13 protein-coding genes are annotated in these 12,660 nt (G+C 56.6%); 8 read left to right on the top strand and 5 right to left on the bottom strand.

What is annotated here, in order from left to right; genetic code table 11:
• Positions 1-27: 27 nt before the first annotated feature.
• Complete coding sequence (locus F0155_RS12190; protein ID WP_244303510.1) at positions 28-1,389, bottom strand: sensor domain-containing diguanylate cyclase; 1,362 nt, start codon at positions 1,387-1,389, stop codon at positions 28-30.
• Positions 1,390-2,146: 757 nt separating this feature from the next.
• On the opposite strand from F0155_RS12190, the gene F0155_RS12185 reads away from it, so the two are divergent.
• The 5 genes from F0155_RS12185 (at position 2,147) to F0155_RS12165 (ending at position 6,749) form a co-directional block, all read left to right on the top strand.
• The gene (locus F0155_RS12185; protein ID WP_150524829.1) at positions 2,147-2,917 is read left to right on the top strand and encodes an ABC transporter ATP-binding protein; all 771 of its coding nucleotides are present in this window, start codon (positions 2,147-2,149) and stop codon (positions 2,915-2,917) included.
• Positions 2,917-3,624: an ABC transporter ATP-binding protein gene (locus F0155_RS12180; RefSeq protein WP_150524786.1), complete on the top strand. Its 708-nt coding sequence runs from the start codon at positions 2,917-2,919 to the stop codon at positions 3,622-3,624. The genes F0155_RS12185 and F0155_RS12180 overlap by 1 nt, the downstream gene beginning before the upstream one ends.
• Positions 3,625-3,633: 9 nt before the next feature.
• Positions 3,634-4,506 carry a branched-chain amino acid ABC transporter permease gene (locus F0155_RS12175; protein ID WP_150524785.1) on the top strand — a complete coding sequence of 291 codons (873 nt, stop codon included), beginning with the start codon at positions 3,634-3,636 and terminating at the stop codon, positions 4,504-4,506.
• Positions 4,507-4,521: 15 nt separating this feature from the next.
• Complete coding sequence (locus F0155_RS12170; RefSeq protein ID WP_150524784.1) at positions 4,522-5,478, top strand: branched-chain amino acid ABC transporter permease; 957 nt, start codon at positions 4,522-4,524, stop codon at positions 5,476-5,478.
• A 68-nt stretch (positions 5,479-5,546) separates the two neighbouring features.
• A complete protein-coding gene (locus F0155_RS12165; protein ID WP_150524783.1) occupies positions 5,547-6,749 on the top strand; it encodes an ABC transporter substrate-binding protein in 1,203 nt (400 codons plus the stop codon).
• 57 nt (positions 6,750-6,806) lie between these two features.
• Here F0155_RS12165 and F0155_RS12160 read toward each other — a convergent pair whose 3' ends face one another.
• Positions 6,807-7,091 (bottom strand): hypothetical protein, encoded by a 285-nt coding sequence (locus F0155_RS12160; RefSeq protein ID WP_150524782.1) that lies wholly within the window; start codon positions 7,089-7,091, stop codon positions 6,807-6,809.
• A gap of 190 nt (positions 7,092-7,281) precedes the next feature.
• Complete coding sequence (locus F0155_RS12155; protein WP_150524781.1) at positions 7,282-7,557, bottom strand: hypothetical protein; 276 nt, start codon at positions 7,555-7,557, stop codon at positions 7,282-7,284.
• A gap of 555 nt (positions 7,558-8,112) precedes the next feature.
• On the opposite strand from F0155_RS12155, the gene F0155_RS12150 reads away from it, so the two are divergent.
• Positions 8,113-9,525, top strand: coding sequence for an adenylate/guanylate cyclase domain-containing protein (locus F0155_RS12150; RefSeq protein ID WP_208999247.1), 1,413 nt, complete (start codon positions 8,113-8,115; stop codon positions 9,523-9,525).
• Between the two features lie 16 nt (positions 9,526-9,541).
• On the opposite strand, the gene hemP is transcribed toward F0155_RS12150, so the two are convergent.
• Positions 9,542-9,748, bottom strand: coding sequence for a hemin uptake protein HemP (hemP, locus tag F0155_RS12145; protein ID WP_150524780.1), 207 nt, complete (start codon positions 9,746-9,748; stop codon positions 9,542-9,544).
• A 448-nt stretch (positions 9,749-10,196) separates the two neighbouring features.
• Here hemP and F0155_RS12140 point away from each other — a divergent pair, with 448 nt between their 5' ends.
• Positions 10,197-11,669, top strand: coding sequence for a calcium-binding protein (locus tag F0155_RS12140; protein WP_150524779.1), 1,473 nt, complete (start codon positions 10,197-10,199; stop codon positions 11,667-11,669).
• Between the two features lie 41 nt (positions 11,670-11,710).
• On the top strand, positions 11,711-12,172 hold the full coding sequence (locus tag F0155_RS12135; protein WP_161599800.1) for a toxin-activating lysine-acyltransferase: 462 nt from the start codon (positions 11,711-11,713) through the stop codon (positions 12,170-12,172).
• 9 nt (positions 12,173-12,181) lie between these two features.
• Here the strand turns inward: F0155_RS12135 and F0155_RS12130 are convergent, their stop codons facing one another.
• Positions 12,182-12,643: an Rrf2 family transcriptional regulator gene (locus F0155_RS12130; protein ID WP_150524777.1), complete on the bottom strand. Its 462-nt coding sequence runs from the start codon at positions 12,641-12,643 to the stop codon at positions 12,182-12,184.
• Positions 12,644-12,660: the final 17 nt, after the last annotated feature.

Genomic DNA, 12,660 nt, shown 5'->3' with positions numbered 1-12,660 from the left:
GGGGTCATGTGGAGATGGAAGTGCGGATCAGCTCTGGACAGCCTTGGCCTGGACGGGCTGCTGCAGCGAGCGGTAGGAGACACACTTGGAGCTGCGCGAGGCCTTGGCGCGATAAAGGGCAAGGTCTGCATTGCGCATCGCCTCGTCCAATGTTGCCGCATCCGCAGGAAGGGACACATATCCGACACTGAAGCCGATCAAGAGAGACTTGCCGTCGATCTGCTTTGCATGTGCAAAGCTGTCCAAAAGCCGTTGCCCAAAGAGGGCAGGTGCCTCGGCTGCAGCAGCTCCTTGCAAGCAAACCAGAAACTCGTCACCACCCAGTCTTGCAGTAAAGTCACGGCCGGAACCTTCGGAAGTGACCATGGCCCTCAGCTCGCTTGCGAATGTTTGCAGAAGCATGTCGCCGGTCGCATGGCCATAGGTGTCGTTGACTGCCTTGAAGCCATCCAGGTCTATGAGCAGGACATGCAGGCATCCGTTGCCCTGATGGGCCTCCTGCAGCATGTCCGGCAGGTGTTTGTTGACGAATGCCCGGTTCGGCAGGCCGGTCAGCGTGTCATGAGATGCCAGATGCTGCGCTTGTTCCTTGGTCTCGTGCAGTTCGGTGACGTCAATCTCGCTGATGAGGTAGGCAGGCACACCGGTCGCAGCGTCCAGACAGGCCTTTGCCGTGATTTCGTGCCACCGCAACCCGTCTCCGGTCTTGAAGCGGGCAACAGAGCTGACATGATCACTCTCATTCAGAAGATGGCGGAAATCCTGCCGTTCTTCAGGGTCGGCAAACTGGTCGAAGAAGTTGTCTTCAAGATTGACGCAGCTCGCACGGGAGGCCGGATTCCGGTAAAGCGGCGCCCCCCCCTCGGTTATCAGGGAAATCATGACGGGCGTATGCAGCAGGGCTTCCGTACTGCGAAGGGTTTCCGGGTGCAGCTCGTGGTCAACGAGACCCTCGCACAGCAACGACACCCGACCATCGGGAAGCGTGAATCCGCGCATCTGGAGCTGCATCGTACGAGGTTTGCCCTTCGGATACAGCGTCCAGATTTCTGAAAACGTCGCATCATTGCGCATGAAATCCGCACGATACTGGTTTAGCCGCTTCTCCACTGCATCGGACATGTCAGGCGCGAGGTCGCGGGCGGCCAGTTCTTCCACCGACCCTGCGTCCCAGGCTTCCAGACCGGCCCTGTTCGCCCAAAGAACCCGCTTGCAGTCAAAGTCGAAGATCCACAGTGCGGTCGAGAGCTGATTGAAGATGGAAAACAGCTGGTCCGGCTGCAGCCGCTGAAGGGTCGGCTTCGTTTCGTCATTTGCAGCAAGAGGCGACGTCATCTCGTCAGGCGTATCGCCGCGATGGTCTGTTCGAGCCGTCTGTTCATTCACCACTCTCAATCGACCCCTCCCGACCTGAGGGGATCAAGGGTGCAGGGGACGAACAGGCAGGTGATCGAATGTTTGCGAGCAGAACCGAAAGAGGAAACAAGACAAGGAAGAGTTTTGGCAAACCGACTTCTCATTTAAGCTCCTTTCCTTCCAATCCAGCTTTGTGACCATTACCACACTATTCAACCATTGCTGGTCTGTATGTGAGTACCTGACAACATGATAACTGACGATATGAATGAAAAGATTAATTGTAGAAGTCACTTTGTATCAGAATGTAGGTATTTCCGGCCCAGTCAAATCATTTAAACCGTAACAAGAGATAAAAATCACGCGACGGTTGTATTTTTCACGATCCTCGAGCCGCAGCCAGCCTGTTTCTGATTGTATGGGCGCGCTGAGCGACGTGCCGGGTGGGGGGCATTGAGCATGGGATCGGGCAGGGCTGACGGAAACTGGCCAAGTCAACAAGCGTGACGCTGCGAAAACGCTTGCAATGATATAAATTTTATAGTTAAATATTTTAAGTATAAAATAAAATAGAGGAGGTCTTTATGTGCGGCGCAGCAAGTAAAAAGGACAGAAAATTCCTCTTGTAGCGGCAAAAAAGGTTCATTCTTGGTTGATTGGGCCAAAGACCTCGTTACAAGGATTTCGGCTGAATGCGAGGGAATGGAACCCGCATTTGGAAAACACCGGCGAAGAGACCGGGTGCTATAACGACGAAATGATCGCCAGGGGACGGCGGCAAGGAGCCTTCATGCTGGAACTCGACCAGCTTGTGATGGATTTCAGCGGTTTTCGAGCAGTCAACGGGTGTTCCTTCAAGGTGCAGGAAGGAACAATTACAGCACTTATCGGCCCGAACGGGGCTGGCAAGACGACGCTGTTCAACCTGATTGCCGGAGCGCTGAAACCGACCAGCGGGAAAATCACTTTCCGGGGAGAAGACATTACAGGTCTTCCAAGCGACGAACTGTTTCACAAGGGACTGGTACGAACATTCCAGATTCCGCACGAATTTCACCGCCTGACGGCCCTCGAGAACCTCATGATGGTTCCGCCGTCACAGCCCGGCGAGAGTCTCTGGTCCAACTGGGTCTCCTGGGGCAAGGTCAAGGCTTCGGAAGCCGGCGTGGAGCGCAAGGCGCTGGATACGCTGGAATTTCTGGGACTCAGCCATGTTGCGCACGAGCGAGCCGGTAACCTCTCCGGCGGCCAGAAGAAGCTTCTGGAGCTTGGTCGTACGATGATGACCGATGCCAAGCTGGTTCTGCTTGATGAGCCAGCCGCGGGTGTCAACCGCACCCTGCTGCGCAAGTTGGAAGAAAAGATCCAGATCCTGAACAAGGAATGGGGCTACACCTTTATCCTCATCGAACACGATATGGAAATGATCGAGAAACTCTGTGATCCGGTGGTGTGCATGGCCGAAGGCAGTGTCTTGATCGAGGGAGACTTCCAGACAGTGCGCTCGAACCCGCAGGTTCTTGAAGCCTATCTGGGCGAGCGGGCAGAGGGGGCTCACTGATGACACCTCTTCTGTCGATGGAAAACCTGACCGGCGGCTACGGCGATGCAGATATTCTGCAGTCCGTTTCCCTGACGGTGCAGGAAAAGGAAATCGTCGTGATTGTCGGGCCGAATGGCGCGGGCAAGTCCACGGCAATGAAGGCCGTCTTCGGTCTGTTGAACATTCGTGGCGGTCGCACGGTCTTTGACGGTGACGACATCACCGGCTGGTCGCCGAACCGGATCGTGCAGCGGGGCATCTGCTATGTGCCGCAGGTCGACAATATTTTCCGGGAAATGTCGATCCAGGAAAATCTCGAGATGGGTGCCTTCCTGAAAAAGGGCGACCTGTCCGCAGCCTATGACCGTGTCTATGAGCTGTTTCCGGATCTGAAGGAGCGCCGCAAGACGCTGGCTGGCAGCCTTTCTGGCGGGCAACGCCAGATGGTTGCCATGGGCCGGGCCCTGATGCTTGATCCCAAGCTCCTGCTTCTGGATGAGCCGACGGCCGGTCTTTCACCGAAATACATGGAACAGATCTTCCAGATCAGCCGTGATGTGCGCGACACCGGCGTTGCCATTCTGCTCGTCGAGCAGCACGCCAAACAGGCGCTTGCCTTCGCGGATCGCGGCTATGTTCTGGCTGCAGGCCAAAATCGGCATGAGGGAACGGGTGCCGACCTTCTGGCAGATCGCGAAATCGCTGAAATGTTCCTGGGCGGATAAGAGAGCGTCATGGGCATCTTGGAACTTTTGAATTTCTATGTGATCCCGGGCATCGTCCTCGGATCCATTTACGCACTCGGCGCCGTGGGCATCACGCTCGTGTTTGCCATCCTTCGCTATGCGCATCTTGCGCATGGTGACCTTGCAACGCTCGGCGCTTTCATCGCCTTCGCCGTCGTAACTGCCATTGGCGTATCGCCGCTGGTTGCCTTGCCGGTCGCCGTTGTGGCAACAGCCTTCATCGCAGTCGGGATCGACAAGGTGTTTTACGAGCACCTGCGTGATCGGCCGAAAATCATTACCGTGATTGCCTCACTCGGTATCGCCCTGATGGTGCGGGCCGTGGTGCAGGTCATCTGGGGCGTGGACTCGGAAAGCTATGTCCGCGGCATTTCCCGTCCGGACGTCTATTTCGGCCTGAGAATCCGAGACCGCGAGATCTATACCGTTCTCGCCATGATCCTTCTGGTCGGCGGGCTGTATGTCTTCCTGAAGCAGTCCAAGTGGGGCAAGGCCATGCGTGCCATGTCCGACAACCCGAATCTGGCGCTTCTGTCCGGTATCGACAACCGCGTTGTCGTCATGCTGACCTGGATCATCGCTGGTGGCCTTTGCGCCGCATCCGGCGTCTTCCTGGGCATCAACACCGAACTGAAGTCGATGATGGGCTGGCACATGCTGCTGCCAATGTTCGCTGCTGCGATCCTTGGCGGGGTCGGACGCGTGGAAGGCGCCGTCCTTGGCGGCCTGATCGTCGGCATTGCAGAAGAGCTGTCCGTTCTCGTTCTGCCGAGCGAATACAAGGCGGCCATGGCGTTCGTCATTCTGCTGATCATGCTGCTTGTGCGTCCGACAGGGCTGCTGCGCGGCAAGGTGCTTTAAGGGGAGGGGAACGACATGGAACTCATTGGTCTTGTCAACTACGCCCTCTTCATGGGCATCTTCATCGGGATTTACGCGCTGTTGGCGCTGGGCCTGAATGTTCAGTGGGGCTTTGCCGGTCTCTTCAACGCCGGTATTGCAGGGTTCTTCGCGGTTGGCGCCTATACATCAGCGATCCTGACATCCGCACATGCCGACGGTCGCATTGGCGGCTTCGACATGCCGTTCTTTGTCGGCTGGCTGGCAGCCATGGTCGCGGCTGCCGCCATCGCTTGGCCAATCGGCAAGATATGTCTGCGGTTCCGTTCAGACTATCTGGCGATTGCCACGATCGGCATCGCGGAAATCATCCGTTTGGTGATCAAGTCGGAAGAAGCCCTGACAAACAGTGCCCGTGGCATCACCGGTCTCCCGCGTCCGGGCGGTGACCTGCCGTATGTCGAATCGCAGGCCGCGTATCTCGCAATCGTCATCGGCGTGCTCGCTGTCACTTATCTGTTGGTCGAGCGCCAGTTCAATTCGCCTTGGGGCCGCATGATGCGTGCCATTCGCGACAATGAACTTGCTGCACGCGCGATGGGCAAGGACATCGAGTATCGCCGCCTTGAAGCGTTTATCTTCGGTGCGGCGATCATGGGCCTTGCTGGCGCCATGTTTGCGCATTTCAACCGATCCATCACGCCGGAAGCGATCGATCCGATGGTGGCCACGTTCCTTGTATGGATCATGCTGATCCTTGGAGGGTCCGGAAATAACCGGGGAGCAATTCTCGGCGCCGCGGTTGTATGGATCATTTGGTCGGTTTCAGAGATTGCAACTGATCAACTTCCGCACGAATATGCGGTCAAGGCGAAGTACATTCGCCTGTTCCTGATTGGCCTGCTGCTGCAACTGGTTCTGCGGTTCCGGTCCGAAGGACTTCTGCCCGAACCCTTGCGGGGTGACCAGAGCAAGACGGGCAGTGGACAATAGAGAATATGGCACGATTCAGTGCCTGGGAATTCCTGCCAGAGGGCAGGGAGTTAAGTGGAGGTAGTTTGATGAAAACCAAGTTCCTGGCTTTGGCTGCTGGACTTTTGACGGCGACGGCTCTGGCCAGTGCACCGGCAAAGGCTGACGTCAAGATCGGTCTGATCGGTGGTGTGTCCGGCCCGATCGCTGCCATGGCACCTGCGATGATTGATTCCGCCCAGCTGGCAATCTCTCAGGTCAACGAGCAGGGCGGCATTCTTGCCGGCGAGAAGCTCATTGGCGTGGTTGGCGATAGCGCGTGTAACCCGCAAGGCGGTACCGACGCTGCGACCAAGGCAGTCAACATCGAAGGTGTGTCCGCCGTTGTTGGCCCGCATTGCTCGGGCGCAGTTCTCGCAGCTTCTGCTTCCGTAACCGTTCCGGCAGGCATCGCGCTTGTGACCCCGTCCGGCACGTCCCCGGAAATCACCAACATCGCAGACAACGACACCGTATTCCGGACCGTTCCGTCTGACGACTATCAGGGCCGCGCGCTCGCCCGTACCCTGCGTGATCAGGGCTACGAAAAGGTCGCTGTTGCCTACATCAACAACGACTACGGCACGGGCCTTGCCAATGCGTTCAAGTCCGAATTCGAAGCCAAGGGCGGCACCATTGCCGGTTTTGCAGCTCACGAAGACGGCAAGGCGTCCTATCGCTCCAACCTCGCGGACCTGGCTTCCGGTGGTGCTGACACACTGGTGATCTTCGACTACGGCGATGGCACCGGTCTCACCGTTCTGCGTCAGGCCCTCGAAAACGGCTTCTTCGAGAAGTTCGTAGGCGGCGACGGCATGAAGTCCGATGCTCCGATCAAGGAGCTGGGTGCTGAAAACCTCGCAAACTTCGTCGCGTCTTCGCCGGTTGGCGAGAAGTCCGATTCTCTGGACATGTTCAACGCAGCGTTCAAGGCTGTTGGCGGCGACCCGGATGCAATCTTCGCAACCACATCCTATGACGCAGCCTTCATGGTGGCTCTTGCCCTTGAAAAGGCTGGCGGCGACAAGGCTGGTGTTCCGGCTGCCCTGCGCGCAATCTCCAACGGTGAAGGCGAGCCGATCCGTCCGGGTGAGTGGGCAAAGGCGAAGGAGTTGATCGCAGCAGGGACTGCCATCGACTACAAGGGTGCAGCTGGCGACCACAACTTCGATGCAAACGGCGATGTTCCGGGCACCTACGCCCTGTTCAAGGTTGCCGGCGACAGCTTCGAAGTTATCACTGAAATGAAATAATCTGTCTTTTGACAGATTGACGGAACGGCGCCTTCGGGCGCCGTTTTGCGTTTCGGGTCAGTGAAGTGTCATGTTGTGCGGAAAGGCGATCGTCATCAGCTCAAAGGAATGGAAGTAGACCATGCCGCGCTCCTGAACCATGGAGGAAAAGGCGCTGAAGGCCTCGTCTTCGCTTCCATATGTTTCTTCCGCAACAAAGGATTTTCCGGCGGTGTTGATCACCTCCAGCGACCATTCGTGTCGATTGGCGGGACGGCTGATAACAAGGTCGACACAAATGCCGTCATCCTCCATCAGGCCGCAATATCTCGAATAGACGGTGTCGGTTTTGCTGCGGTCCATGATCGTGTGCCCCCGTTTTCTTGAGTGGCAAACCTAGCTGTTGCCTAGGGCAAATATTAGTTGTCAATCCAACGGACGGCAGAAGCTTCAAGGACACGGGAGAGCGTACCTGTTGCTGGGGGTACGAAAGAGGCCGCCCGACGCATCGAGCGGCCTGTCTGCACTTTTCAATATTCAGGGGGTATAGAGATTAGCCGTGGCCGACGTCCGGGAAATCCTCTTCGCCGATATCTTCCTCTTCCCAGAATTCGTCCTGATAATAATCGATCATCCGTTTGAACGCGCGCGTTTCGGCGCTGTCTGGCAACAGGGTCGCAAAGCCGGAGAACACATCATAGAGCTGTTGTTGTTCAGCAGGGCTACGGACTTTGAGGACTTCAAGTAGTGAGGAAGCGTTCTTGGCCAGAGCCTTTGTATAGTCTTCGTTGAGTGCTTCCAGTTCGGCCAGCTTGTTTGTGGTTTTCATTCAGAATTCTCCAAAATGAAAGTCGATGGGGTACGCGGCACAGATGGAAAAACGCGAACGCGAACTGCATTTGAAAGGCGGGCAATAGAGCCCTTGCGAATGTGCCCTGAAGGGGACGTTCCGGCTTCTGCGGGTCAGGTCACCTTTTGCACGAGCCACTGCGTATTGCTGCCAAGTGCAGTTTCATCAAGGGTGTGGAAAATAATTTCGGCACGCAAGGATAGAAATCGTAACCCTGTGGATATAGTATTCGGTTGTGGGAATACTGTATTGATATCTTAGGGGAATTTTTCTTGCGTGAAAACGCCGGGTTGTGGAGGGTTTGGGAATTTATTACGGTAAATCAACGGCATAATGGTCCGTTTCAGCGCGTTGATTGTGATTCGCTTCTCGGGTTTGCATGAGTGTCAATTGGCAAATAAAGTATATTGTCATTTATAGCATAACGGATGTCTTGAAGATTACTCGCACGAGCGAGAAAGGGTGCCGGGAGACCTGCAAATAGGCCGGTTGCTTTTCCAGAAAAATTGAAAAACTCCGCCGGACCGACCGATAGTGTGCGAGGCTGTCGGACAAAAGCTCGATCAGGTCTGGCTTGCAGGATCTGGTGAACTCCCCATCTCTATCTGCGCCACCAATTCCAACCGGGCCGCTACCATGCTCAAGAACAAGTTTGATCCTGCACCGCGCAGCTACGCCCCGTTTGTCTATATTCAGGACAGAAGCCGACGCGGGCCGGCATGTGCACCTGTTGAACAATCCGTTGCGAAGATCATTGACTGGCTCCTGCACGAAGCGTCGCGGATCGAGAATGTTCTTTACATGTTTGAAGAGTTTCTCTGGCGATGCCGGGCGGCGGGCATACCTGTTGATCGGTCTTCGTTGCACATTGGCACGCTGCATCCAAGGATCATCGGGTTCTCCTGGGTCTGGAATTCAAACGATGAATTCTGTGATGAAGTGGTTGCCGAGGCTGGAGCAATGACAGCTCCGTCCTTCACCAGAAATCCGCTCGCCCGCGTGATGGAGACCGGGCAAACCCTGCAGGTTGATTTGAGGACGGCAGAGGGACGGGCGGCTTTTCCGTTGATGCAGGAACTGGCGGACGAGGGCTATACGGAGTACGCGATTCTTCCGCTCACAACCGCCGGGGATCGTCACAACGCAATCACATTTGCAACCCGGCATCCCGACGGGTTCCCGGAGACGATCGCCGAGGACACGCGCATGCTGATGGATATCCTCGCGCTGCATGTGGAGCGGCACATCCTTCAGCGAATTGCGCAAAACGTTGTCGATACGTATCTGGGCCCAAGCGCCGGCGCGCGGGTGTTGAGTGGCGAAATCAGGCGCGGCGATGGGGAGGCGATCGATGCCGTTGTCTGGATGTCAGATCTTCGTGGCTTTACAACCTTGTCTGATCGTCTGGAAGGTCCGCAGGTGTCGGCTGTCTTGAACACCTATTTCGAAATCGTCTCGGATGCGGTTCTCGACCACGGAGGCGACATTCTGAAGTTCATCGGGGATGGTATTCTCGCGGTTTTCCCGACCGCTTCAACCAACGGGGCAGGGGCCGGAGAACGGGCCCTTGCAGCAGCACGAAGCGCAATTGCCCGCCTTGAAGATGTGAACGCCAATCCGACTCCGGAACTGGCAGAGATAGCTTGCTGGGCGCCGCTGAAAATGGGCATTGGATTGCACGAAGGTGAGGTGTTCTTTGGCAATGTCGGCGGGGAGAGCCGACTCGATTTTACCGTGATTGGCCGAGCCGTGAACGAAACGAGCCGCGTGGAGGCTCTTTGCAAAGAGCTTAAACGTCCTCTGTTGTTCACCGAACCGGTCTATCGGAGCCTGACGCCTTCTCAACGCAGCGAAATCGAATTGATGGGAAGCTACAAGCTTCGGGGCGTGGAAAAGGATATGCCGATCTACGCTGTTGGCAGCGGCAAAGAGAGTGCCGCCGCCTGAGGAGCGTCATTGTCACTCATTTCGTGAGGATGAGTTTGCCGAGTTTGGTGATGCTGAGTCGATACGTCTCGTCATTATGCTGGATGTGCAGTTCACGTTGTCCCTTGAACAGCGAGCGAGATTGCAGCTGAATGGGTTGGATGGCTGCCGGAGCGGGCTTGCTGGGGCGAAGGCCAAGGGCTGCGGGAAGGGTGAGCCGGTCCTGTCTGATATTTGAGCGCATGGTTCACACACCGTAATGACTGAAATTGCTGGAATGTCTCTAAAGTTGAGTTTTTCGCTCAACAATACTTGACACTGATACTCAAGTTTTTGTATCAAGGCAATGCCTGATCGACAGGGCATCGGAAATCGCGTCCTCTGGTGTTCCTGACACAGGCAAGCTTAAGTCAAAAGCGAGATCGCCAACGCAAGCCAACCGCCCTCTCCTCTCCCTCAGCGGTCAGCCAGCCCGGCAATCTCGCCAAGGCTCCAGTTCTTTGAAAGTCCGGGAAACCGGAAATTGATTTTGAAGACTTTTGAAATGCAATTGGGCCCGCCGAAAGGCGGGCTCTTTTGTTTGATCAGGTCATGCCCCCGCAACCCCAACTACGTAATGTTGGCGGTAGTTCCCGACAATTTCGCCACAAGCTGCAGTCTGATTAACTCCCTGCGATCTTAAGGGGTTTCAGATGTCCGATTTCGGTTCGTGGTCAAACAGGCGCGCAGTTACCTGTGAGCACACTCAGGTGCATTCATCAGCAAACACGGCAAGTGCTGCATTCAGCGGTGCTCTGGGGTGGGCGCAGGGGGCTGGCAGTCAAGCCAGGGCTTCGACTTTTGCCCGGTTCGCACCTTTGCCATCCACTCAGGCGCCTCTCGGTGCCGTCGGCGCGCAAGCCTTCGCCGGCACGGCCAATGGATACCGAACTCCGCATGCATCCGTAGACGCCTATGCAATGGCAGGCGGATCTGTTCCGCAGGCGCTTATGGGCCTGATTGCATCGAGCACCTCGAATCTCATTTCCGCGGCACCTCCGCTGGCAACGCGCATTGCCGGGCTGATGGCTGGCGGGACAACCACCATGCTCATGCCCGATCCCATGCAGATGCTGCAAAGCTGGATCAGTTTTGCCTTCAATCGCGGGGCAGGTGAGATTTCCAATTCCCTCGTCGGACTTCACATTGGCTCCAGCGGTAATGACACGATCAACACGAACTCGCTGTTGAGTCTCGCCTTTGGAGGGGCCGGAAACGACACGATCAATGGCGGCGTCGGTCTTCTGTTTGCTCATGGCGGTGAGGGCAACGACCTCATCCGTGGGGGAAGCGGCGTTGGTAACATCATGTTCGGCGGAAACGGCAACGACGTCATCCAGGGTGGGACCGCACTCTTCAATCTGGCTTTTGGCGGAGCGGGAAATGACACCGTGGTAGGTGGAACATCTCTGTTCGACATAGCGGATGGTGGGGATGGCAATGACCGCGTTCAGGGCGGAAACGGTCTGCTTTTGTCGATTGCAAAAGGTGGGCGCGGCAATGACATCGTCGCCGGGGGATCCAGCCTCATTGCAAGCGCGGCCTTCGGTGACGAGGGCGATGACATCGTGAAGGCCGGTTTCGGTCTATTCCACTCCGGTGCCCATGGCGGTGCGGGCAATGATACGGTGATGGGCGGAACGTCCGTATTTCACGCTGGAGCTTATGGTGACGACGGAAATGACCGCGTCGTTGGCGGGGACGCATGGTTCACCACCGCCGAAGGCGGCAAGGGGGATGATTATGTCACCTCCGGGCGCGGCAAGAACAATGCAGCCTCGGGCGGCGAGGGGGCGGACATCGTGGAATCATCCGGGCGCGGCAAGAACCAGTCCCTGAAGGGCGACGAAGGCAACGATGTGCTGATCGCGCGCTCCGGCTCTGAGAAGGTCGATGGCGGTGCAGGTTTCGATACGCTTCATGTACCGGGCTCGGCGCGCGAATATGCCCTGGAAACCAATGACAAGGGTGAGCCGGTTCTCGTCCGTTTCAAACTCACCAAGGCAGGGGACATCAAGCTGGACGACAAGGGGCAGCCAGAAGTTGCCCAACGCACTGTGTTGAAGGGGATTGAGGCAATCCAGTTCGGTAGCGAACGCATTCCGGTCGGCAAGGCGGTGAAATGATGAGTGCTACACAAAAAGCCGCTTCAGCACATGAGCCTCAGGTGTCGGCTCAAATCAACGCCGCGATTTACGAGACCGTCGGCCAGATTGTGTCCCTCATGTCGCATTCGCCGATGCATCGCCATTTTCCCGTTGCGGATCTGTCGGACCTGATCCTTCCGCCGGTTCTGAAGGGCCAGTACCGCCTGTTCCACAACGAACATGGCTGCGCAGTTGCGTTCGTGTGTTGGGGGTTCTTTTCAGATGCGGCGCGCGACAAGTTTCTGGGATGCAAGGAGGTCCTCACTCTGGAGGACTGGACATCCGGGTCGCATGTATTTGTGACCGATTTCATCGCGCCTTTCGGTCACGCGAAAAAGATCGTCAAGGAGCTGAAGACAAAGGTGTTCCCGAATGATGTTGTGCATGCCCTCAGATACGAGGGGCGTGGACGCCCACGGGATTCCGTTTCCACCTTTTACGGGGTCAATGTCGAGCACATGAGAGCTGCGGGAGGGCGCTGAGCCCTGTCCTCAGGCGTTGGCCACAACAGCTGCAGGCGTGTCGATCTTCAGGAGTTCCCGCATGCCGAAGCGGTCTTCGGACAAATCGGCGATGGACTTCATGTCCAGAACTTCCATGAACGCTTCAAGAGCTTCGTGCAGAAGACCGTTGAACCCGCAAGACATGATCAGCGGGCAGTCCTTGCGGCCTGAGTCAAAGCACTCGGCGAGAAGGAAGCTCTCTTCCGCCGCACGCACGACTTCGCCAACCGTGATCGTATCGGCCGGCTTGGCAAGCATGACGCCGCCGTTTCGACCCCGGATCGTCTTGATCAGGTCAGCGTCGACCAGAACTTTCATGATCTTGAACAGGTGCGTTTCGGACATGTCGAAGCTTGCGGCAATATCCGCCACTCGGCTTGGCTTGTCCGGATTGACCGCGCAATACATGAGCGCGCGTACCGCGTAGTTGGTTTGTTGTGTCAGGCGCATCAGGTAGATATGAGGTG

Source organism: Roseibium sediminis, assembly GCF_008711325.1.
Classification (GTDB): Bacteria; Pseudomonadota; Alphaproteobacteria; order Rhizobiales; family Stappiaceae; genus Roseibium; species Roseibium sediminis.
Note: the sequence above shows the minus strand (reverse complement) of the source record. Positions and strands in the feature narration are given on the sequence as shown.

Excerpts from the sequence above, each read along its gene's own strand:
- F0155_RS12165 (WP_150524783.1), top strand. The coding sequence starts at position 5,547 with ATGAAAACCAAGTTCCTGGCTTTGGCTGCTGGACTTTTGACGGCGACG.
- F0155_RS12185 (WP_150524829.1), top strand. The coding sequence starts at position 2,147 with ATGCTGGAACTCGACCAGCTTGTGATGGATTTCAGCGGTTTTCGAGCA.
- F0155_RS12170 (WP_150524784.1), top strand. The coding sequence starts at position 4,522 with ATGGAACTCATTGGTCTTGTCAACTACGCCCTCTTCATGGGCATCTTC.
- F0155_RS12140 (WP_150524779.1), top strand. The coding sequence starts at position 10,197 with ATGTCCGATTTCGGTTCGTGGTCAAACAGGCGCGCAGTTACCTGTGAG.
- F0155_RS12180 (WP_150524786.1), top strand. The coding sequence starts at position 2,917 with ATGACACCTCTTCTGTCGATGGAAAACCTGACCGGCGGCTACGGCGAT.
- hemP (WP_150524780.1), bottom strand. The coding sequence starts at position 9,748 with ATGCGCTCAAATATCAGACAGGACCGGCTCACCCTTCCCGCAGCCCTT.
- F0155_RS12130 (WP_150524777.1), bottom strand. The coding sequence starts at position 12,643 with ATGCGCCTGACACAACAAACCAACTACGCGGTACGCGCGCTCATGTAT.
- F0155_RS12175 (WP_150524785.1), top strand. The coding sequence starts at position 3,634 with ATGGGCATCTTGGAACTTTTGAATTTCTATGTGATCCCGGGCATCGTC.
- F0155_RS12155 (WP_150524781.1), bottom strand. The coding sequence starts at position 7,557 with ATGAAAACCACAAACAAGCTGGCCGAACTGGAAGCACTCAACGAAGAC.
- F0155_RS12160 (WP_150524782.1), bottom strand. The coding sequence starts at position 7,091 with ATGGACCGCAGCAAAACCGACACCGTCTATTCGAGATATTGCGGCCTG.